Source organism: Aeromonas sp. R2-2 (assembly GCF_040908355.1).
Lineage (GTDB): Bacteria > Pseudomonadota > Gammaproteobacteria > Enterobacterales > Aeromonadaceae > Aeromonas > Aeromonas veronii.
In genome coordinates this window covers 65843-87609 of sequence record NZ_JBFODQ010000028.1, presented here as the reverse complement: position 1 = coordinate 87609, position 21767 = coordinate 65843, and the positions used below count along the sequence as shown (strand labels likewise).

General features: G+C 59.9%; 21 protein-coding genes. 4 read left to right on the top strand and 17 right to left on the bottom strand.

What is annotated here, in order from left to right; translation table 11 throughout:
- Window positions 1-246 precede the first annotated feature (246 nt).
- Window positions 247-1362 (top strand): PIN domain-containing protein, encoded by a 1116-nt coding sequence (locus AB5Z09_RS05325; RefSeq protein ID WP_368194786.1) that lies wholly within the window; start codon window positions 247-249, stop codon window positions 1360-1362.
- A 57-nt stretch (window positions 1363-1419) separates the two neighbouring features.
- On the opposite strand, the gene AB5Z09_RS05320 is transcribed toward AB5Z09_RS05325, so the two are convergent.
- Window positions 1420-3123, bottom strand: coding sequence for an amidase (locus AB5Z09_RS05320; RefSeq protein WP_368194785.1), 1704 nt, complete (start codon window positions 3121-3123; stop codon window positions 1420-1422).
- 175 nt (window positions 3124-3298) lie between these two features.
- Complete coding sequence (gene aguA, locus AB5Z09_RS05315; protein WP_042081483.1) at window positions 3299-4396, bottom strand: agmatine deiminase; 1098 nt, start codon at window positions 4394-4396, stop codon at window positions 3299-3301.
- Between the two features lie 156 nt (window positions 4397-4552).
- Here aguA and AB5Z09_RS05310 point away from each other — a divergent pair, with 156 nt between their 5' ends.
- Window positions 4553-5506 (top strand): LysR family transcriptional regulator, encoded by a 954-nt coding sequence (locus tag AB5Z09_RS05310; RefSeq protein ID WP_368194784.1) that lies wholly within the window; start codon window positions 4553-4555, stop codon window positions 5504-5506.
- Window positions 5507-5564: 58 nt separating this feature from the next.
- Here AB5Z09_RS05310 and AB5Z09_RS05305 read toward each other — a convergent pair whose 3' ends face one another.
- On the bottom strand, window positions 5565-6131 hold the full coding sequence (locus tag AB5Z09_RS05305) for a TetR/AcrR family transcriptional regulator (RefSeq protein WP_005335495.1): 567 nt from the start codon (window positions 6129-6131) through the stop codon (window positions 5565-5567).
- Window positions 6132-6330: 199 nt separating this feature from the next.
- On the opposite strand from AB5Z09_RS05305, the gene AB5Z09_RS05300 reads away from it, so the two are divergent.
- Window positions 6331-7368 (top strand): alkene reductase, encoded by a 1038-nt coding sequence (locus tag AB5Z09_RS05300; RefSeq protein ID WP_164979904.1) that lies wholly within the window; start codon window positions 6331-6333, stop codon window positions 7366-7368.
- A gap of 97 nt (window positions 7369-7465) precedes the next feature.
- Here AB5Z09_RS05300 and rpoS read toward each other — a convergent pair whose 3' ends face one another.
- The 10 genes from rpoS to putP form a co-directional block, all read right to left on the bottom strand.
- Window positions 7466-8449, bottom strand: coding sequence for an RNA polymerase sigma factor RpoS (gene rpoS, locus AB5Z09_RS05295; protein ID WP_005335504.1), 984 nt, complete (start codon window positions 8447-8449; stop codon window positions 7466-7468).
- A 45-nt stretch (window positions 8450-8494) separates the two neighbouring features.
- On the bottom strand, window positions 8495-9565 hold the full coding sequence (locus tag AB5Z09_RS05290; RefSeq protein ID WP_368194783.1) for a LysM peptidoglycan-binding domain-containing protein: 1071 nt from the start codon (window positions 9563-9565) through the stop codon (window positions 8495-8497).
- 9 nt (window positions 9566-9574) lie between these two features.
- Window positions 9575-10156, bottom strand: a complete 582-nt coding sequence (locus AB5Z09_RS05285) for a YqaA family protein (protein ID WP_005354505.1) — start codon at window positions 10154-10156, stop codon at window positions 9575-9577.
- Window positions 10153-10770: a protein-L-isoaspartate(D-aspartate) O-methyltransferase gene (locus AB5Z09_RS05280; protein WP_033138377.1), complete on the bottom strand. Its 618-nt coding sequence runs from the start codon at window positions 10768-10770 to the stop codon at window positions 10153-10155. The genes AB5Z09_RS05285 and AB5Z09_RS05280 overlap by 4 nt, the downstream gene beginning before the upstream one ends.
- Before the next feature lie 7 nt (window positions 10771-10777).
- On the bottom strand, window positions 10778-11539 hold the full coding sequence (surE, locus tag AB5Z09_RS05275; protein ID WP_181269182.1) for a 5'/3'-nucleotidase SurE: 762 nt from the start codon (window positions 11537-11539) through the stop codon (window positions 10778-10780).
- A complete protein-coding gene (gene truD / locus AB5Z09_RS05270) occupies window positions 11520-12578 on the bottom strand; it encodes a tRNA pseudouridine(13) synthase TruD (RefSeq protein ID WP_181269183.1) in 1059 nt (352 codons plus the stop codon). Before truD ends, surE begins: the two co-directional genes overlap by 20 nt.
- Window positions 12578-13054, bottom strand: coding sequence for a 2-C-methyl-D-erythritol 2,4-cyclodiphosphate synthase (gene ispF, locus AB5Z09_RS05265; protein ID WP_040097825.1), 477 nt, complete (start codon window positions 13052-13054; stop codon window positions 12578-12580). Before ispF ends, truD begins: the two co-directional genes overlap by 1 nt.
- 146 nt (window positions 13055-13200) lie before the next feature.
- On the bottom strand, window positions 13201-13893 hold the full coding sequence (gene ispD, locus AB5Z09_RS05260) for a 2-C-methyl-D-erythritol 4-phosphate cytidylyltransferase (RefSeq protein WP_110303496.1): 693 nt from the start codon (window positions 13891-13893) through the stop codon (window positions 13201-13203).
- Entirely contained in the window at window positions 13886-14203 is a 318-nt protein-coding gene (gene ftsB, locus AB5Z09_RS05255) for a cell division protein FtsB (protein ID WP_005335520.1), read from the bottom strand. The genes ispD and ftsB overlap by 8 nt, the downstream gene beginning before the upstream one ends.
- Window positions 14204-14411: 208 nt before the next feature.
- A complete protein-coding gene (gene putP, locus AB5Z09_RS05250; RefSeq protein WP_005354514.1) occupies window positions 14412-15929 on the bottom strand; it encodes a sodium/proline symporter PutP in 1518 nt (505 codons plus the stop codon).
- Window positions 15930-16254: 325 nt separating this feature from the next.
- Here putP and AB5Z09_RS05245 point away from each other — a divergent pair, with 325 nt between their 5' ends.
- Complete coding sequence (locus AB5Z09_RS05245; RefSeq protein ID WP_181269184.1) at window positions 16255-17148, top strand: DUF535 family protein; 894 nt, start codon at window positions 16255-16257, stop codon at window positions 17146-17148.
- A gap of 69 nt (window positions 17149-17217) precedes the next feature.
- On the opposite strand, the gene AB5Z09_RS05240 is transcribed toward AB5Z09_RS05245, so the two are convergent.
- The 4 genes from AB5Z09_RS05240 to AB5Z09_RS05225 all read right to left on the bottom strand — a co-directional run bounded on the left by AB5Z09_RS05240 (window position 17218) and on the right by AB5Z09_RS05225 (window position 21608).
- Window positions 17218-18144 carry a L,D-transpeptidase family protein gene (locus tag AB5Z09_RS05240; RefSeq protein WP_005354531.1) on the bottom strand — a complete coding sequence of 309 codons (927 nt, stop codon included), beginning with the start codon at window positions 18142-18144 and terminating at the stop codon, window positions 17218-17220.
- Between the two features lie 187 nt (window positions 18145-18331).
- Entirely contained in the window at window positions 18332-19573 is a 1242-nt protein-coding gene (locus AB5Z09_RS05235; RefSeq protein WP_088868536.1) for a mechanosensitive ion channel family protein, read from the bottom strand.
- Window positions 19574-19716: 143 nt separating this feature from the next.
- Entirely contained in the window at window positions 19717-20916 is a 1200-nt protein-coding gene (locus AB5Z09_RS05230) for an acetate kinase (RefSeq protein ID WP_064335519.1), read from the bottom strand.
- 221 nt (window positions 20917-21137) lie between these two features.
- Complete coding sequence (locus AB5Z09_RS05225; protein WP_330125361.1) at window positions 21138-21608, bottom strand: YhcH/YjgK/YiaL family protein; 471 nt, start codon at window positions 21606-21608, stop codon at window positions 21138-21140.
- Window positions 21609-21767: the final 159 nt, after the last annotated feature.

The following is a 21767-nucleotide window of genomic DNA, read 5'->3' as shown; positions in this document are numbered from 1 at the left end:
CATGTAGGGTCGATTAGCGCAGCGTAATCGTCCGTTTACCGCAGCACACCGAGTCATGGCAAGACAGGCAGGAAACTCCGGATTTCAGCGGCTTCTCAGCCACGACCTATTCGCGATCGTCCGAATACGCTTCGCTATTCGAACATGCAACCCTCTAAAGAGGACAAGGTTTAGCTTTTTTTAATTGACTATTAAGACAGAAAAAATCAATCTAAATTTACTCTTAGGCAGACAATTTGATCACTTATGGCGATGGAACTACAAAGCAGGCTTATTTTCATTGACACGTCAGCATTCGAAAACAAAAACTTTCAATTTGACTCTCATAAATTGGATCAGCTCTGCGGTTTCTTAGAAAAAAGAAAACTACACTTACTGACAACCGAAATAACAATTCAGGAGGTTAAAAAACACCTAAAAGAGAAAGCAAAAAAAGCTGCCGGCACCATAAAAAAGGCTCAGAAGGAGGCGATGATTCTCAGAAACACTCCCACTCTTGATTGTCATGGAATTTTTTCAGCCATAAAAGAAGATGACATTAACAATATTCTGATGGATGCATTTGATAAATTTCTAGCGATTAGTAATGCTGAGATTGTCCCAATAAACATTGTTGATGCATCAATTGTTTTTGAAAATTACTTCAATAGTCTTCCACCTTTCTGTGGAGAAAACAAAAAGAATGAGTTTCCTGATGCATTTGCTTTAGAAGCTGTGCGAAAAGTAAGTGAGGAAAGAGAGCATCTACTTTATGTAATTAGTTGCGATGGAGATATGAAGGCATATGCAGAGCAATATGAAAATATTTTTCATCTAAAAACCGTAGATGATCTAATTGACTTAGTTATAAGAAATGAAGCTGAATTAAGCAAGCCGGTATCTTTTGCGGATAAGGTGTTCACCAGACTTGAACCCGAAATTATAAAAACCATTCACGCTAAACTTTCAGATATGGAGTTTTATCCGGATAGCAGCTATTACTTAGATGTCGATATCGAACGTATTATTATTAACCAAGTAAGCGTAATCAACAAAAACCTTATAGAAGTTAGCCAACATAGGGCGACCTACGAATTGGAAATTGAAATTTCTGTGAGTGCAGAATATTCAGCTGCAAATTATGAAAACTCTCCGTGGGATCCTGAAGACAGAGAATATGTTTTTATAGTCACCGATAGATTACATATCAATCACAAAGAGAAAACTTTCGTCGATGTGAGCCTAAATTATGAAGATGAACTTGTTGCTCGCGCCACAGTAGACGACATTGAATTTATTGATTCCCTAATATCTTTAGATATGGACGACGCCGAGATCATTCTTCAAGAGTCGTCTTATGATCCTGATGACTACGAAAAATAAAAAACCACCCGAATAACGGGTGGCTTTTATTATTATCGCTAGACCAATTCGGGATATTTACCCCAGCGGCGGCGTCCGCGGCGGCACCATACGCTTGCTGCCGGTGGATTCAAAGGCCGAGGCAAAGCGCAGCAGGTTGTTGTCGTCATAGGCGCGACCGGCGAAGGTCAGGCCCACCGGCATACCGATATCGGCCATCACACCCATGGGGACGGTGACGGTCGGCACACCGAGGTGGCGAATGGCGAGGTTGCCGTTGGCAACCCAGGTGCCGTTGCTCCAGGCGATATCGGCGGAGGCCGGATTCACATCCGCATCAGCCGGGGCGACGTCGGCGACGGTCGGGAACAGCACGGCGTCGAGCTTGAGCCCGTCCATCCAGTCTTCCAGGTCCAGCTTGCGGGTCTTTTCCAGACCGCGCAGGCCATCCGGCACTGTGACGATCTCGTCCCAGGATTTCAGGCCACGCTTGGCCATATTGACGTACTCGTCCATGCCCGCCGCCAGATCGCCCTCGCGGTTCGGCAATGTGCCCGGATCGTGGGGGAAGATCTTCGGCCCATCGACATCGGCCAGCTTGTTCAACTTGGGATCGCCGTTGGCGCGCAGGAAGTCGTCAAACGCCCAGCCGGAGAGCTCCCACAGCTCGTCGTTGAGAAACTCCGAGCTCACGATGCCGCGATTGAACACGGTCGGCGCGCCGGGTCGGTCCCCTTCGCAGTTGGAGACCAGCGGGAAGTCCACTTCGATGACTTCTGCGCCAGCGGCTTCCAGCGCCTGACGAGCCTGCTCCCACAGCGAGATCACGGTCTCGCGGGTATGGATGCGCTGACCGGTCGGGCCGCCGATACCGGGGTTTTCGCTGGTGCCAGCCAGTTCATCCTTGTTGATAAACATGCGCGGCACGCCGAGGCGCTTGCCCTTGAGGGCATCGGGCTTGGCAGCCAGCTCCAGATAGGAAGCCGGACGCACTTCAGAAGCCTTGGGCAGCTGCACCCAGGGCTGCATGCGCCACAGATCGCCACGGGTATCGGCATCGTCGGCCACTACTACGTCGAGCACTTCCAGCAGGTCGTTCATGGTGCGGGCATAGGGCACCACCACATCCATGGTCGGGGTCAGCGGCCAGTTGCCGCGCACCGAGATGACGCCACGGGACGGGGTGTAGGCACACAGGCCGTTGTTGGAGGCTGGGCCACGGCCGCTCGACCAGGTCTCTTCCGCCAGACCGAAGGCAGAGAAGCTGGCGGCGGTGGCAGTACCGGCCCCGTTGGAAGAGCCGGAAGCAAACGGCGCGGTCAGGTAGTCGGCGTTGTAGGGGCTCTCGGCACGGCCATAGACGCCGCGCTGCATGCCACCATTGGCCATCGGCGGCATATTGGTTTTGCCGAGGCAGATGGCACCGGCGGCGCGCAGGCGCTCAACGGTAAAGGCATCGCGCTGGGCCACCAGATCCTTGAAGGCCGGGCTGCCGGAGGCAGCGGTCAGCCCCTTGACCAAATAGCTGTCTTTGGCGGTGTAGGGGATGCCGTCGAGCGGCCCCAGAGTCTCGCCACGGGCGCGGCGGGCATCGGAAGCCTGGGCCTCTTTCAGCGCATCGGGATTGGCGACCACCACGGCGTTGAGTTTGGTGGCAGTCTCGGGGCCGTTGTAGGCCTCGATACGGGCCAGATAGGCCTTGACCAGTTCGACCGCTGTGGTGCGGCCTGATTCGAGCGCGGCACGCAGCTCGGCAATGGAAACCTCGGTCACTTCGATCATGGGGATCTCCTGTAAAAGGGTGACTGTGTGCGATATCGGTTAACGCAGCCATATCGCAGCTAATCGCTTCAGAGTGATCGCAGCCGCTACAACGCCCGACCACCCTTATCTCAAGGGACAAAACCCCACGGCGTGGGGTCTTGAGTACCAACCTCAGCTGGCTTGGAACAGGTTCTTATTTCCCTGAGGGGATTTGCTGAGTAATGCAGTGAATATTGCCACCGCCCAGCAGGATCTCGCGAGCCGGCACGCCGATCACGGTGTGCTCCGGGAAGATCTCTTCCAGAATGCGCTGGGCTTCGCCATCGGTGGCGGCATCCAGCAGCGGGTAGACGATGCGATCGTTGGTGATGAGGAAGTTCACGTAAGAACCGGCCAGACGGCCCTCGGCCTCGCGCGGCACACCGCTGCCGCTCTCGACACCGGCAGACTCCTCTTCAGTGCAGAACAGCGGGCCCGGCTGGGGCAGCTTCCACACTTTCAACTTGCGACCCTTGGCATCGACCGCCGCTTCCAGCACCTTGAGGGCGGCCACGGAGCGGGCGTACTGGGGATCGTTCTGGTCGTCAGTCCAGTGCAGGGCCACTTCACCCGGACGCACGAAGCAGCACATGTTGTCGATGTGGCCGTCGGTTTCATCCATGTAGACGCCTTCGTCCAGCCAGATAAAGCTGGTGACGCCCAGATAGTCGCGTAAGTAAGCTTCGATCTGCTCTTTGGTCAGGTGCGGGTTGCGGTTTTCGTTGAGCAGGCACTCGGCGGTGGTCAGGCAGGTGCCTTCACCATCGACGTGGATGGAGCCCCCTTCCAGAATCAGCGGCGCATCGTAGCGAGCCATGCCGTGCTGGGCCAGCATCTGGGCAGCGACCTCTTCATCCTGATTCCACGGGTAGTAGAGACCGCCCTTGTGACCGCCCCAGGCGTTGAAGCCCCAATCCACCCCACGGCACTCGCCGGCAGCGTTGGTCACAATGGTCGGGCCGGTATCGCGGGCCCAGCAGTCATCGCTGTTCATTTCAACCAGAGTGACGTGGGCGGGCATGATGGCGCGGGCCTGCTCCATAAACTGGGCTGGCACCCCCATAAAGACCGGAGTCGCGCCACCGATGGCATCGGCCACCTTGGCGAAGGTCTCTTGCGCGAAGCGACCGGCTACGCGCCAGTTGTCCGGGCGAAACGGCCAGATCATCCAGACGGCCTGCTGGTGCGCCCACTCGGCAGGCATGGTGAAGCCGTCGGCGGCCGGCGTGGAGTTAATGGTCTTGATGCTCATCGCAAGGCTCCTTGCATGGATTGAGGCCCCCGTTTACGCCCGATGCGGCGCGGGAACCCGGAAAAATAAGAGTGGGTCGCAGATTAAGACGTTGCGCCCCCATCCATCAAATGAATAGGATGGATTGTCCCATAAACACGGCGAATAATCCCCCCCATGAAACTGCACCAGCTCGACCTCAATCTGCTGCTCGCCTTTGACGCCCTGATGACGCAAGGGAGCGTCACCCGAGCCGCCGAGGCGCTTTTTATCAGCCAGCCCGCCATGAGCCACTCCCTTAACCGGCTGCGCACCTTTCTCGGCGACCCGCTCTTGGTGCGCACCCCGCAGGGGATGCTGCCGACCCCGCGCGCCCAGCGGTTGCATCTCGGGGTGCAGCAGGCGCTGCGGCTGCTGGAGCAGCAGCTCACCGAGGAAGAAGAGTTCGAGCCGAGCCAGTCGAAGCGGCGCTTCGTGCTCTGCACCACAGATTACGTGGAGTGCGTGCTGATCCCGCCGCTTATTCAGCGGCTCAGACGGCTGGCGCCGGGGGTCACCATCGAGATCCGCATCCTGCGCGACACCCTGCCCGAAGCCGAGCTGGCAAGCGGCGAGATCGATCTGGTGCTGGGGTTTGACGAGTACATGCAGGTGCCGGGGTATCTGGGCAAAGAGACCTGGCTCACCGAGCCGCTGGCCGGGCTGGTGCGCGCCGATCTGCCGATTGCCAAATCGGCCCCCGCCGACGCCGAGGATGACCCCTCCCAATGGCAGGAGCGCATCACCTTGCAGCAGCTGATCGCCATGCCCCATGTGTTCCACTCGCCGCTCGGTACCTCGGAGGCGAGCCTCGACCGCTATCTGAAGAGTCAGGGCTTTAGCCGCACCATCTCGGTCAACAGCCAGAGCTATATGTCCGCCGCCGCCATCGTCAGCCAGAGCGATCACCTCTTGGTACTGCCCAGCATGGTAGCCGAGCTGCTCGCCACCCACTGGCCGCTGAAAAGCCTGCCGCTGCCCGAAGACGTGCCCGACTACCACCTCAACTGCGTCTGGCACCCTGTTCACGCGCAGCAGCCCGCACTGGTATGGCTGAAAGATTTGATGCAGGAACTGGTGGGGCCGAGGTAACCCTCCCGCAAACAACAGTGGCTCCCGAGGGAGCCACTGTTATTTCTGCGGTATCGCGTTACGCCCGCAGGGCCCGCATCAGCTGGGCGACTACGTCGTCGAGCAGGGGGCGATCGGGGCGGCACTGGGCGAAAGTGACCAGCCCTTGCAGGTTGATCAGCAGCAAGGCGGTGAGGGTATGGATATTGCTATCCGGGGCCAGCTCACCCTTGGCCTGCGCCTGTGTCAGCAACTCGGCCAGATCCTGCTCCAGCTCGCCATAGATCCCCTTGACCCGCTGGGTCAGCTCCTCATCCTGCTCGCTCAGCTCCATCATGGTGCGGGTCACCAGACAGGAGCCGCAGAGCGCCTCCCCCACAATCCGGTCGAGATAGGCCGCAAGGCCCGCCAGCGGGCTCGGGTTGTCGAGCAATGAGCGGCGCAGGGTGCGTTTGCCCTCGACATAGTGATCCACCGCAGCCAGCAGCAGGCCTCGCTTGTTACCAAAGGCGCCGTAAATGCTGCCCGGGTGCAGGCCGGTGGCAGCCACCAGCTCCTGCATGGTGGTTTTGGCATATCCCTTGGCGCGAAACGCTTCCATGGCATTTCGCAGTACCTCGTCCCGATCAAACTCGGCTATGCGCATGGTTCCTCCCGTGGGAAATGGTTCACCGGCAAGGAGCAACAGGGCCCGCCGATAAAGAGTGGCTGGAAAGGGCGGCAAGTTTACCCCAGCCGCCCGCTCGGGCCAACCTTCTTGAACGTGCATTCAAAAAAAGCTTGCGCCCGACGCAAAAAACGTCTTGAATGCACGTTCAAGAATAACCCGTTCAGGACAACCTATCATGAATACCCTGTTTCAGCCGTATCGACTCAATGACACTCTGACCCTGGCCAACCGTTTCATGATGGCCCCGCTCACCCGCTGCATGGCAGGCCCAGGTCTGGTGCCGACCGAGCAGATGGCTGCCTATTACGGCCGCCGCGCCGACATCGGCCTGATTGTTTCCGAGGCCGTCATCATCCGCCCCGATGCGCAGGGCTACCCCAATACCCCGGGCCTCTTCACCCAGGCGCAGATCGATGGCTGGAAGAGAGTGACCAGCGCCGTGCACGCCAAAGGCGGCAAGATCTTCGCCCAGCTGTGGCACGTCGGCCGCCTCTCCCACCCCTTCTTCCATCAGGCTGAAGTGCTGGCCCCCTCTGCCGTGGCGCACGAGGGCACTGTGCCCCGCATGCGCGAGCTGACCTATCAGGTGCCACGCGCCCTGACCGAGGCCGAAATCGCCCAGCTGGTACAGGATTACGCCCAAGCCGCTGCCAACGCCATCGAGGCGGGCTTTGACGGGGTGGAGATCCACGGTGCCAACGGCTACCTGATCGACCAGTTCCTGCACCACTCCACCAACCTGCGCACTGACAACTACGGTGGCAGCCCGGAAAAGATGAGCCGCTTCGCGCTGGAAGTGGTCGATGCCATCAGCGCCCGTATCGGTGGTGATCGGGTAGGTATTCGCCTCTCCCCGGGTGCCTATGTCCATCTGGCGGGCAGCCCGGAAGATCGCGCCGTGTTCGACTATCTGCTGGGCAAGCTCAACGATCGCCCGCTGGCCTATATCCACCTCGGCATCTTTGATGACAACCTCACCTTCGATTATCTGGGTGGCCGCGCCTCCGACTATCTGCGCGCCCACTACAAGGGCAATCTGGTCGGGGTGGGCAACTACGACGCCGAGCGCGCCGCAGCGGCCATCGAGGCTAACCGCTTCGATCTGGTGGCTATCGGTCGTCCACTTATCGCCAACCCGGACTACCTCACCAAGGTGAAGAAGGGAGAAGCGCTGGTGCCCTACGCCGACACCATGCTGGCTGAGCTGGTATAACCACGAAGCCATCGCCAGACCACAGGCAATAAAAAACGAGGGGAGCTGTTGCTCCCCTCGTGCTATCTGGCTGATGCGCTGATCAGTTGGTGCGGACTTAATTGGTACGAAATAGCGCCTCGATGGAGAGCCCCTGGCTCAGCAGGATCTCCCGCAGACGGCGCAGCCCCTCCACCTGGATCTGGCGTACCCGTTCGCGGGTCAGGCCAATCTCGGCCCCCACATCCTCGAGGGTGGCCGGCTCGTACCCCAGCAGACCGAACCGGCGTGCCAGCACTTCCCGCTGTTTGGGGTTAAGCTCCTCCAGCCAGTGGACAATGCTGCTGCGCATATCATCTTCCTGAGACTCCAGCTCAGGCCCCATGCCGCGCTCGTCGGAGAGCACATCCAGCAACGCCTTGTCGCGATCGCCGCCGATGGGGGTGTCCACCGAGGTGATCTTCTCGTTGAGCTTGAGCATGCGGTTCACGTCATCCACCGAACGATCCAGCGCGAAGGCGATATCCTCGGCTGTCGGTTCATGATCGAGACGGTGAGAGAGTTCGCGCGCGGTGCGCAGGTAAACGTTTAACTCCTTGACCACATGAATGGGCAGACGGATGGTACGGGTCTGGTTCATGATGGCCCGCTCTATGGTCTGGCGGATCCACCAGGTGGCATAGGTAGAGAAACGGAAGCCGCGCTCGGGGTCGAACTTCTCGACCGCACGGATAAGACCGAGGTTGCCCTCTTCGATAAGATCCAGCAGCACCAGGCCGCGGTTGTTGTAACGACGGGCGATTTTCACCACCAGTCGCAGGTTGGACTCGATCATGCGCTTGCGGGCAGCTTTGTCACCCCGCAAGGCACGACGGGCGTAATAGACTTCCTCTTCGGCAGTGAGCAGCGGGGAGAAGCCAATCTCCCCCAGATAGAGTTGCGTGGCATCCATCACCTTGTTCAGCTCAGGTGCCAGCAACTCATCGGAGATAGTCTCGTCCGCCTCGGCGGCTACCTCCTGCAACTCTTCTACCTCGTGAGATTCGGGTTCAGCGTCAAACTCTAACTCTGCATCCTGCATTACCAGTTGTTCTTGGCTCATGGTGTGTCTCCCTGACGTTACCAGAGTAAGACGGTCTCTCTGGGGTTAACGCTTTGGCAAATAGCTCATCGGATTGATCGACTTGCCTCTGTACCGGATCTCGAAATGCAATCGCACATCCGGCGCGTCCGTGCTACCCATGTTGGCAATGACCGAGCCCCCCTTGACGCTGTCCCCTTCCTTCACCCGCAACTCGTCGTTGTGTGCGTAAGCGGAGAGATAGTCATCATCATGCTTGAGGATAATCAGCTTGCCGTACCCCCTTAAAGCACTGCCAGCGTATACCACTTTACCGCTGCTGGCGGCGTAGACGGGTTGCCCCTTCTGGCCGGCTATGTCGATCCCCTTGTTACCCTGTTCTGCAACAGAGAACCCCTCGACAATCCGGCCTTTTGCGGGCCAGTGCCAAGCAAGTCTCGACTGGGAGTTGTTTGTTTTTTGTTCTTTGACCTGAGCGTATTCCTTCGGTGCTGCCGGAGCAACGGATTTTTGAGAGATGAACGGCGTGGTCTGACCAGATCCACTCGGCTCGGCCAACGGACGCGGACCGCTGCTGGGACGGCTCACGGCCACCGGCGTCACGGTTGCCGGACGAGTCGCAGTCACCATCTGGGTCGAACCGCCGCCTGCGGTCTGGACATTGAGCACCTGACCCGGTTGCAGCGCATAGGGGGCGCTCAGGTTGTTGCTCTGGGCCAGCGCCTGCGGCGTCATGCCGAACTGGCGGCCGATGCTGCTCAGGGTATCGCCGCGGCGCACCTCATAGGTACCGGCACTGCGGCTGCTGCCAACACTGGCGCTGGAACCATCGAGCCGCAGTCGCTGCCCCGGATAGATGTTGTAGGGCGGGCTGATGTTGTTGAGGCTGGCCAGCGAGGGCACATCGTTGCCGGAGTTGAAGGCGATGGAGTAGAGGGTATCGCCCCGCTTCACCACATAGCTGCCGCCCTGAATGGGGGCGCTGACCTGGGCACCGCTTTGGCGAGCCGGAATGGTCGAGACAAACTGCCCCTCATCAACACCATCTACCGGAGCTGCATTTTTACTGGAGGAGCAGGCAAGCAGCAGCCATGACAACACCACGACACTGCTTCCTTGCCAAATACGCGAACGCATAATGGATCCTTAACGACTAAACCAGAAATAGGCCACCACGGCCAGACCAATACAGAGCCAACCGAGCACATCTACGTAGTGCATCAGTTTGCGTTCCATCTTCTCTCCACCCCAGCGCATCAGGCCCGCAACCAGGAAAAAGCGCATGCCACGACCGATGAGGGAGGTGATGATGAAGGGCAGCAGAGCCATTTGCAACAACCCTGCCGTCACGGTAAACACCTTGTAGGGGATAGGGGTGAAGCTGGCAATGAAAATGACCCAGATCCCCCACTGCTCAAACCAGTTGCGAGCAATCTCGATCTTGTCCTGATAGCCCACAGACTCCACCAGTGGCAGCACGACCGGATCCCACAGGGCATAGCCAAGGGCATAGCCAAACAGGGCGCCCAGCACAGAGAAGACGGTAGCCAGCGTGGCGTAGTGCCACGCCTTGTGGGGCTTGGCGAGCGCCATCGGTGCCAGCATCACGTCCACCGGGATCGGCCAGAATACCGACTCAATGAAAGCGGTGATGGAGAGATACCAGGGGGCATGCTTGTGGCGAGCCCACTGCATCACCAGTACGTACAAACGGGAAAACAACTTCACTCAACATCTCCGTCAATCAGGGGAACAAAACGTACCGGCTCCAGAATACGACTGGTCAGCTGGGATCCGGATCGTTCGATCAGCTGCAGGGTCTGCTGGCTGTCACCCACGGGCAACACCAGTCGGCCCCCTTCGGCCAGCTGATCGGTGAGCGCCGTCGGGATCTCGCTCGCCGCGGCCGTCACCAGAATGGCGTCATAAGGCCCCTTGTTGGGCCACCCCAGCCAGCCGTTGCCGTGCTTGGCCGAGACATTGTGCAGATCGAGCTGGCGCAGCCGGCGTCTGGCCTGGAACTGCAGCGACTTGATCCGCTCCACGGTATAAACATGCTCCACCAGATGGGCGAGGATCGCCGTCTGGTAGCCCGAGCCAGTGCCAATCTCCAGCACATGGGCCGGATCATTTTGCATCAGCAACTCGGTCATTCGCGCCACCATATAGGGCTGCGAAATGGTCTGGCCGTGGCCAATGGGCAGGGCGGTGTTGTCCCACGCCTTGTGCGCCATGGCCTCGTCCACAAACAGCTGGCGCGGCACTTTCGCGATGGTCGCCAGCACACGAAAATCGCGAATATCCTGCGCAATGAGCTGATTTAACAGGCGCTGTACTATCACACCACCCTCATCCCTGCAGATCTAACCAGGCCCCCAGACCGGCGAGACTGTCATAGGCAGTCATATCGATGGTCAGGGGGGTAATCGAGACATAGCCCTGCTCGATGGCAGCAAAATCGGTGCCTTCACCGGCATCCTGCTGGCTACCGGGGGGGCCGATCCAGTAGATGGGCTGGCCACGGGGATCCTCGGTGCAGATCACCGACTCCGCCCGGTGGCGGTTGCCAAGGCGGGTGGTCTTGATCCCCTTGATCTGCTCGAGGGGCAAGTCCGGCACGTTGACGTTGAGGATCTGATCGGCAGGCAGGGGGTGTTTCATCAGCCCCTTCACCAGCAGGGCCGCATAGTGGGCCGCCGTGGCGAAGTGGGTCTTGCCCACCAGCGAGATGGCGATGGAGGGGTAGCCAAGATGGCGCCCCTCGGAGGCCGCGGCGACTGTGCCCGAATAGATGACATCATCCCCCAGGTTGGCACCGTGGTTGATGCCGGCCACCACCATGTCGGGTTCAGGGCGCACCAGCTCGTTGACCGCCAGATGCACGCAGTCGGTCGGCGTGCCCTTCACCGCATAGCTCTCGCACCCATTAAAGCCGTTTTCTGCAATGCGGGTAACCCGCAGCGGTACTTCCAGCGTCAGGGAGTGACTCGCGCCGCTGCGGTTACGATCCGGCGCCACCACAATGACCTCGCCGCAGGCGCGCAGCGCCTCGCTGAGGGCACGAATGCCCTCGGCATGCACACCATCATCATTACTGACCAGAATTCGCATCGGTCTGATTCCTGAAACCGTGATCGGCCTCTTCGGCCTGCATTAACTCGCGCACCACGCTGGTGGCAAACGCGCCCGCCGGCAGGAAGAAGGAGAGGGTCAGCGCCTCGCCGTCCAGCTGCCAGCTCATCTGCTCCGGCTTGAGCAGCAGGGGACGCCTGTCCTGATCCAGCCCGGCTTTCTCCAGCCCGTCACACCAATCGCTGTAAGGGGCCAGCACGCCCTGTTCGAACTCGGCAGCGGCACCCTGACTGGCCAGACGGCCACGGCCCCACTGGGGCGCGGTGAGCTGCACATCGCCGGAGGCGAGACGCGCTTCCAGCTCGGGGGTCACGCTCTCTTCGCTGAAGATGGAGTGGCTACCCTTGAGCATCACGCAATCACCGGCCAGCAGCTGATGGGCCAGCCCCTGTTCGATACGGGCGCTGACGATGGCGTTGAACAGCATGCTGCGGGCGGCAGAGAGGTAGAGGGAGCGCTTGTTGCGATCCTTGATCCGCTTGCCGGCAAACATCGCCTTGGCCGCTTCCAGGTTGTTGCCATCGCGGCCAAAACGCTGCTCACCATAGTAATTGGGCACGCCCTGAGTGGCGATGGCCTGCAGGCGCGCCTCCAGCCCGTCGGCCTGTTCCAGACCGGTGAGACGCAGGGTGAAGTGGTTGCCCTTGAGGTAGCCGACCCGCAATTTGCGGTTGTGACGCTTGGCTTGCAGGATCTGGATGCTGTGGCTCTCGATAACCGACAAGTCCGGCTCGGCCTTGCCCGGCAGATGAATGCCAAACCACTGCTCGGTCACCGCGTGGCGATCCTTCAGGCCCGCCCAGGTCACCGCATTGCGGTTGACCCCGGCCGCATCGGCCAGCAGACCCGCCACCCAGGCGGTGTTCTCGCCAGTTTTGCGCACACGGACGAAGATGTGCTCCCCTTCCCCGCAAGGCTCAAACCCGAGATCTTCATTGACCACGAAATCGGCGGCCTCGGCCTTGAGGATACCGCGGGCGGTGGGCGCCCCGTGCAGATAGGCAAGTTGTTCCAGCATTATTGTTTCACCAGTAGGACGACGGCTTCGGTGGCGATCCCTTCCTTGCGCCCCGTAAACCCAAGCTGTTCGGTGGTGGTCGCCTTGACGTTCACCCGGTTCAAATCACATTGCAGATCGGCGGCCAGAACGGCACACATGGCGTCGATATGGGGCGCCATTTTGGGGGCCTGCGCGATGATGGTCACATCCAGATTGCCGATGGCATACCCCGCCTGCTGTACCCGGGCAAAGACATCCCGCAGCAGAATGCGACTGTCGATCCCCTTGAACTCGGCAGCGGTATCGGGGAAGTGGCGACCGATGTCGCCGGCACCGATGGCCCCCAGCAGGGCATCGCTCACCGCGTGCAACACCACATCGCCGTCGGAGTGGGCAACCAGCCCCTGCTCGTAGGGAACCGGCACGCCACCCAGCATGCAGGGGCCAACACCACCAAATTTATGGACATCAAAACCATGACCAATGCGCATCATTAGCGGCAACCTCCCAACATGCTGAAACCAACCCCATCAATTTTGTGTACGTCCACACCATGTCCAATCCGGATCATGCTAACTCCTTGTTCGGGCCTGTTTGTTCGAGACACTCTGCTCTGAACGGTCTGTTCTGACTGAAGGGCTTATGCCTGCTGGCTTAAAAACAGCCCCGCCAGCGACAAGTCTTCCGGCCGGGTCACTTTGATATTGTCGGCGCGCCCCTCCACCATCCGCACCGTGAATCCGGCCCGCTCCATGGCGGAGGCCTCGTCGGTGATGGTGGCGCCCAGCAGCAGCCCCTCTTCGAGCGCCCGCTTCAGGGCACGGGTCGGGAACATCTGCGGCGTCAGGGCATGCCAGAGCTGCTCGCGCTCGACGGTGGCGATGATATTGCCCTCCCCATCGGAGCGCTTCATGGTATCGCGCACCCGACTGCCGAGAATGGCGCCGCCACAGCCCATGGCCGCGACAATCAGCGCATCGAGATCGCCGTGAGTCAGGCAGGGGCGGGCCGCATCGTGCACCAGCACCCACTCCCCTTGCGCCACATGGAGACCATTGAGGACGGAAAAGGCGCGTTCGGCGCCTCCCTCTACCCGCACAATCCGCGGGTCGGCCGCCACGGGCAGGGCCTCGAACCAGCGGTCATGGGGCGCCAGCGCCACGATCACCTGGGCGATGGCCGGGTGGGAGAGCAGCCGCTCCAGGGTATGTTCGAGAATGGTTTTACCCGCCAGTTGCAGGTACTGCTTGGGGCAATCGGCCCCCATCCTGCTGCCGATACCGGCGGCAGGGACGATCGCCGTCAGGCCGGATACCCGGCTGGCATCAGTCATCGTAGGGCTCATCGTCCGGCGCTGTCTCTTTGTCTTTCTCTTTGGGGATGATCCGGTAGAAGGTCTCCCCCTGCTTGATGTAACCCAGATCGTTGCGTGACAACTCCTCGATGGCCTCGAGGCCAGAGGTGAGATCATCTATCTCGCGGTAAATGAGGTCGTTACGATCCTTGAGAGTCTGGTTGTCCCGCTGTTGCTGCGAGATGGCCTCCGACAGGTTCTGATAATCGGATAGCCCGTTCTTCCCCAGCCAGAGGTCATATTGCAGTCCCCCCAGCAGGAGGATCAGGATCAGGGTGAATAGCCGCATGCACTAGGTCTCCTTCAGGCGGCCTAGTGTCCCATATTCGGTGCCAAGACAAAAGAAAGCGAGCACCCGGGAGCCACCGGCCGAACATAAAAAAGTGCCCAAGAGTGAATCAGATAGCACAAAGCCCCGCCAAACCGGTGCAAGGATGGCCAACCAGGGCGCTCCTTGTCCGGGGGCGGGGCTCTCAATCAGAAAGCGGTAAGGGGGATCAGTTCACCGCGACCGGCTCTCCCGCGCTCTCGGCCGGAGTGTTGTACTCCTCCTCGGCATCGCGGAAACGCTCCAGCATCGCTTTTGAGGGCGCTTCGCCCAGCAGACTGCCCACCACGATAGCCAGCAGTGCGAACAGGAAGCCCGGGATGATCTCATACAGCCCCAGCCAGCCGAACTGCTTCCAGACAATGACAGTGATGGCGCCGACCAGCATGCCCGCCAGCGCGCCGTTGCGGGTCATTCGCGGCCACAGCACCGAGAGCAGCACCACGGGACCAAAGGCGGCACCGAAACCGGCCCAGGCGTAGCTCACCAGCCCCAGCACCCGGTTTTCCGGATTCATGGCAACGGCGATGGCAATCACCGCGATCAGCAGCACCATCAGGCGCCCCACCCATACCAGCTCACGCTGGGAGGCGTTCTTGCGCAGGAAGGGTTTGTAGAGATCCTCTGTGATAGCGCTGGAGCAGACCAGTAATTGACAACTTAGAGTGCTCATCACCGCCGCCAGGATGGCGGAGAGCAGCACACCGGCGATCCAGGGGTTGAACAGGATTTTGGAAAGCTCGATAAAGACCCGTTCCGGGTTGCCGGTCACCCCAGCCGCCACTTCCGGGAAGCGGGCGAAGTAGGCCAGACCGAAGAAGCCGATGGCCACCGCACCAGCGAGGCAGAACACCATCCAGGTCATGCTGATACGGCGGGCATTGGCCATGGAGTGGTGGGAATCCGCCGCCATGAAACGGGCCAGAATGTGGGGCTGACCGAAGTAACCAAGGCCCCAGGCCATCAGCGAGACAATGGCGATCACATCCAGATTTTTGAACATGTCGAGGTTGGTAGCGCTCTTGGCGGCCACCTCGATCATGGCGCTGTCCACCCCGCCGACGGCGATGATGACGAAGACCGGGGTCAGGATCAGGGCGAAGATCATCAGGGTTGCCTGCACCGTATCGGTCCAGCTCACCGCCAGGAAGCCGCCGAAGAAGGTGTAGGTGATGGTGGCGGCGGCACCGACCCAGAGGGCGGTGTTGTAATCCATGCCGAAGGTGCTCTCGAACAGGCGGGCACCGGCTACCACGCCGGAGGCGCAGTAGATGGTGAAGAAGAGCAGGATCACCAGCGCCGAGAGAATGCGCAGCACCTTGCTGTGATCTTCAAAGCGATAGGTGAAATAGTCCGGCAGGGTCAGGGCATTGCGATTCTTCTCGGTATGTACCCGCAGGCGACCCGCTACCCAGCGCCAGTTGAGGTAAGCGCCGATGACCAGACCGATGGCGATCCAGCTCTCGGAGATGCCGCTGACGAAGACGGCGCCGGGCAGCCCCATCAGCAGCCAGCCGCTCATGTCGGAGGCGCCGGCAGAGAGAGCGGTAACCCAGCTCCCCATTCGGCGACCGCCCAGAATGTAGTCATCAAAGTTGCGGGTGGCGCGATAGGCGACGAAGCCGATCAACACCATTCCGAGGATATACACCAGGAAGGTGATTAACATGGGTGTGCTAGCTGTCATGCAAAACTCCGTTTTGTGTCATTTTCTGCCCGCTCTGGTGACGGGCTTATCCCTAAAAAACCGGCCTAGCTTAATCAGCCGTTCGCGCCAGCTCAACCACTTTTAACAAACACAAAACACAATAAAAACCTTTGCGCATCAAATCATCTGCCGCATCAAGAGGATGGCGCCAGATTTCCTGCCGTGGCCGTGGCAGCCATCTCGCAGCAACGGCGGCTATTGAGCGTTATGTTTTCACATTTTGTTACTATCCATTTTTTACAAGCCAGCGCCCCACTCCTACACTCCCCGCCCTGTCTCATCACACCAGTCAGAGGTCGGCACCATGTCATCTCATCTGTCACACCTGCGAACCCTCGCCCGCCGCCTTCATCCGGTGGAGGAGTCGGGTCATCTCATCCGACGGGCCAAGTATGTGGGGCGTCTCTGGCTCAATCCTGGCGCCCGCGCCCTCTATCGCCAGCAGCAGGAGCAACCGCTGCTGGCGCAGGCGATCAGCCGCTTCCCCGATATTCTGGAAAAGCCGATCCACCCCTATCGCCACAAGGGGCTCCGCAAGCGCCTGCGAGCCGGGCTTATCAGCGGCCACTACCAGCAGCTGGCTCGCCAGCTGCCCAAGGCGCAACAACTGGCAATCTACAGCGGGCGCGGCCTGCTGCTGGCCCAGTGGCAGAGCGACAAGCTGACGGCACTGCTGACCCTGCAACTGGATTACCAAACCCACATGGGCAAAGAGGGGGAGATGAGCCTGACCCTCAAGCTGGGTGACGCGGCCCTCTATTACATGGCCCTCAATCTGCGCCCCGCGCCGAACCCGACCCTCGAAATCTGCTCGCTGCAGGGCGGCAAGGGACAGAGCGAGGAGATCAAGCAGGTCACCAAGGCGTGCGGCGGACTGCGCCCCATGTCCCTGCTGGTCTATATGGCCGCCGAGCTGGCCCGGGGGCTGGCATGCAAGCGCCTGCTCGGGATCCGCACCCAAAGCCACGTCTATCAGAGCAGCAAGCGCACTGCCGATCGGGTCAAGTTCGACCTCGACGGCTTGTGGCAGGAGCATCAGGGCTGTGTGCTGGATGAACTCTGGATGAGCCTGCCGCTGGAGGTGCCCCGCAAGACATTGGAGGAGATCCCCTCCCGCAAGCGGGCCAGCTACAAGGCGCGCTATCAGCTGCTCGATCAGCTCGGCAGCGAGCTGCAGGCAAATCTGCTGCGAAGCTGAGTCAACGCAGCAGAAACACAAAGGGCGAACAGCTTGCTGTTCGCCCTTTGTCGTGACGGGGATTTGCCGTTAGCGGTTGATCGCCATCGGCATGCCGTTGCGCTGCTCCAGCGCCTGCTTCACCAACTGGGAGTCGCTGTCGGCGTGGGCAATGAAGCGGGTCACCGCCGGGGTCATCGGCAGCGGCGCCGGCAGCTTGGAGTTGAACTCCTCTTCGCTGCGCGACAGCGGCTGATGCACTTCCAGATAGCGGACACCGTTGGGCTCGAGAGAGGCCTTGATCGGCTGGTTGACGAACTGGACGCGAGTACCGACCGGTACCTGCTTGAACAGGTAGGCGATGTCGTCGTTGCGCAGACGCACACAGCCGTGGCTCACCCGCAGGCCGATGCCGAAGTTGGCGTTGGTACCGTGGATGGCGTACATCTTTCCGATGTAGAGGGCAAACAGACCCATGGGGTTGTCCGGGCCGGCCGGCCATACCGCAGGCAGGCTCTCGCCACGGGCGGCATATTCGGCATGCATCTTGGCGGTCGGGGTCCAGGTCGGGCCCGCTTTCTTGCGCTGCACACTGGTCACCCAGTTTTCCGGGGTGTCGGTGCCGAGCTGGCCGATGCCGATGGGCAGCACTTCCACCACTTTTTTACCCTTGGGGTAGTAGTAGAGGCGCATCTCGGCCACGTTCAGCACAATCCCTTCACGGGGGGCATCCGGCAGGATCAGTTGCTGGGGGATCACCAGCTTCTCGCCGGTCTGTACCAGCAGGGGATCCGCATCGGGGTTGGCTTCGGTCATGTTGGTCAGCCCCAGCTGGAATTTGGCCGCAATGGCCTCCAGCGGCTGGCCGTTCTCTTCGGCCGGAACCACGTATTCCAGATTTTCCCCTACCAAACGGCTGTTGGCCGCAGGCAGAGCATATTCAACAGCGAAAACCGGCGCAGCGGTCAGCAGCAGGCTGTAGCAGAGTGTTGCCACACTATTGCGAAGGAGCTTCATAACTTTCCCATGATGATGACTTGAAGTGACGTCTCTGGGCTGGCAGCTGATCAAGAGGGGATCAGGGGCGCGAAGAGAAGGCCGCCATTTTTCTCCTCTGCACGGCAAATTTCAACTGACAAGTGGCGACGGGTCGATGATTAATATGCGGTATTTTCCGCGTCCCCGACCCGCCCGGTTTCCCTGTTTATCCCCGTTGCCAGACACGCATATCGTAACCTGTGGGAGATTGATGCAACCGCAGATGAAATTGCTCAATGATGGCGAAGATATGGTCGAAAATATCGGCTTGGATCCCTTCGTAATCGGCCCATGCGGTGGTCGCGGTAAAGCAGTAAATTTCCAGCGGCAGACCGTCTGACGTGGGTGCCAGCTGGCGCACCATCAGGGTCATGTCCTTGCGAATGCCGGGGTGGGCACGCAGGTAGGCATCCAGATAGGCGCGCAGGGTGCCGAGGTTGGTGAGGTGACGACCATTGATGGGGCAGCTCAATGCATCGCTCAGTTGCTGATTGTAGGCACTCAGCTCCTGCTCCTTGCGGCTGAGATAGGGAGCCAGCAGCTGCGCCTGCTTGAGCTGCAACTGCTCCTCGGCCGTCAGAAAGCGCACGCTGGTCATGTCGATATTGACGCTGCGCTTGATGCGGCGGCCCCCCGACTCGGTCATCCCCTGCCAGTTCTTGAAAGAGTCGGAGATCAGGGCATAGGTAGGAATGGTGGTGATGGTCTTGTCCCAGTTCGATACCTTGACCGTGGTAAGCCCGATGTCGGTCACTTCGCCATCGGCGCCGTACTTGTCCATCTGCAGCCAGTCACCGACGCTCAGCATCCGGTTGGCGGAGAGCTGGATCCCCGCCACCAGCCCGAGGATGGGATCCTTGAACACCAGCATCAGCACTGCGGTCATGGCACCCAGACCGCTGAACAGGAACAGCGGCGACTTGCCGAGCAGCAGGGCGATCATCAGGATGCCCACCAGAATGCTGCCTACCAGCTTGGCCCCCTGGAAGATGCCGCGCAGGGGCAAATCCCGACCAAGACGGGTGTAACGGCTCACCGACAACAGGCAGTCGAGCAGGGCGAAGAAGGCCAGCAGCAGGAACAGCAAAATCCAGAGCTGGGCCACCATCTCGATAAGTTTCAGGCTATCCGATTGGCGGGGTAGCCAGATCTCCGCCTGACCGAGTAGCACGGCCCCCTGCAAAACGAAGGCGAGCCGGTTGAAGAGACGCTGTTGCAACTGGGGCGGCAGCCACACCTGCTTGGCCTTGCCGAGGATCCCCACCAGCCGGACCAGCAGCACCCGGTGCAGAGCCATGTGCAGCAGCAACGAGGTGATGACGATAAAGCCCAGCGCGATCACCAGCGCCATCAGGCTGGTCACTTCCACCCCAAGGCCCGACAACCAGTTAAAAAACGCCTCTTTCATTGCTCTCTCCCGAACCTGGCAGCCCGCTGGCTGCAAAAACAGTGGTGGTCAGGGTACCGCTCCCCTCCCCCATGTCAAATCGGTGAACGCCAGAAACGACAACGCCCGGCACTGGCCGGGCGTTGTTTCAAAGCGAGGCTGACTTAGCAGACCAGGCTCAGGGCATCGCGAGCGATGACCAGCTCTTCGTTGGTCGGGATCACCATGGCGCAACGGCTGTCGGCGGTGGTGATGCGACCTTCGCCACCCAGTACCGCAGCGTTGTTGGCCTCTTTGTCCACCTTGAAGCCGAACAGGGCCAGACGGTTCAGCACCATCTCGCGCACCATGGCTGCGTTCTCACCGATACCACCGGTGAAGACCACGGCGTCCAGACGACCGTCCATCGCAGCGGCATAGGCGCCGACATACTTGGCCACACGGTAGGTGAAGACATCCAGCGCACGCTTGGCACCGGCGTCGGTAGCGTAGTTGGTGGTGACGTAGCGGCAGTCGCTGCTCGCTTCGGTCAGCCCCAGCAGACCGGACTCACGGGTCAGGGTGTGGTTGATCTGCTCCACGCTGTAACCGAGCTGGTCGTGCATGAAGAAGACCACGGCCGGATCGATATCGCCGGAGCGGGTACCCATCGCCAGACCTTCCAGCGGAGTCAGACCCATGGAGGTGTCAACGGATTCGCCGTTCTTGATGGCGCAGACAGAGGCACCGTTACCCAGGTGGCAGTTGATGATGTTCAGTTCATTCAACGGCTTGCCCAGCTCTTTTGCGGCTTCTTCCGCGATGTAGCGGTGAGAAGTACCGTGGGCACCGTAACGACGGATGCCGTGTTCGCGGTAGAGCTTGTGCGGCAGCGCATAGAGGTAGGCCTCTTGCGGCAGGGTCTGGTGGAAAGCGGTGTCGAAGACGGCCACGTTCTTCTCGGACAGCTGCGGGAACACTTTCAGCGCGGCGCGAATACCGATGAGGTGCGCCGGGTTGTGCAGCGGGGCGAACGGAATGGCGGCTTCGATACCGGCGATCACGCCATCATCGATACGCACGGAGCGGGAGAACTGCTCGCCACCGTGTACGATTCGGTGACCGATGGCCACCAGTTGCTCGGCAAGAGTCGGATCCTGCGGCAGGATGTGACCCACGATATGGTCGAGGGCCTCCTGGTGAGCGGCACCCGCTCCCAGCATGGCTTCGCCCTTGACCCCGTGGAGTTTCCATTTGATACGTGCATCATCCAGATTGAAGCATTCGGCCAGGCCGGACAGCATGTCCTCACCTGTTTCGGCGTCCATTACGGCAAATTTCAGGGAAGAGCTACCGCAGTTAAGGATCAATACCAACTTGCTCATTTTCTACATCTTCCTGTGCTTCGGCTTTATGCCGACAGTGTCGTGTCATCCAAAAGAGGATGGGATTCCCCTGCCGGGGGCTTATGGTCGCAGGAGGGTGCGTCCAATTTTTCAATTCTTGCTCTTGAAAGAGTCATCGCAACTTGTGGTGCGTATCACTGGTTTCAATGCTTGCGAGCCTCAACGCATCAGCTGCGCAGGGCTCGCCTCAATGGGAGTGCTCAGGCGATAGCCAGCAGATCCTTGTGTACCTTGACCACCAGCTTCTTCACCTTGGCGGGCTGGTTGAAGGTACAGAGCGGGCGGTGCAGCTCGCCCGGCCAGAAGATGACGAAATCGCCCGGTTGCAGCGCCAGATAAGTGGTCTGCTCGTCATCGACAAACCAGAGGTCGGGATGGGGATGGTCGGCGCCGTCGCTCACGTAGTCGTGGGGGCCCACACCTATCCACTCTTCACCGCGCAGCAGCAACTGGATATCGAGATACTGCTCATGGAATTCGCCACGGCGATCCGCGGCTGGCTCGGTCAGATCTTCACTCACCAGACAGAACAGATTGATGCCATCGATCTCGGTCTTGCCGAGCGGAGCGTCACCCCAGTGCGCCACGCTCTTCAGCACCTCGGCCATAATGCGGGCCAGCGGGGCGGGCAGCGGCGTCCGCTGCAGGGTGTTCAGGCTACCGGTGATCATGGCGTCTGTTTCCTGTTAGGTATATCTGGGCGGCATCTTTGCCAGCCAATGAAAAAGGACCTGTGACAGGTCCTTCGATAATGCCGTCTGCAATCCGTGCAAACCGGTTTAGAGCTTTTGCTCATGTTCAGCTATATGGGCACTGTTACACACTCGTCA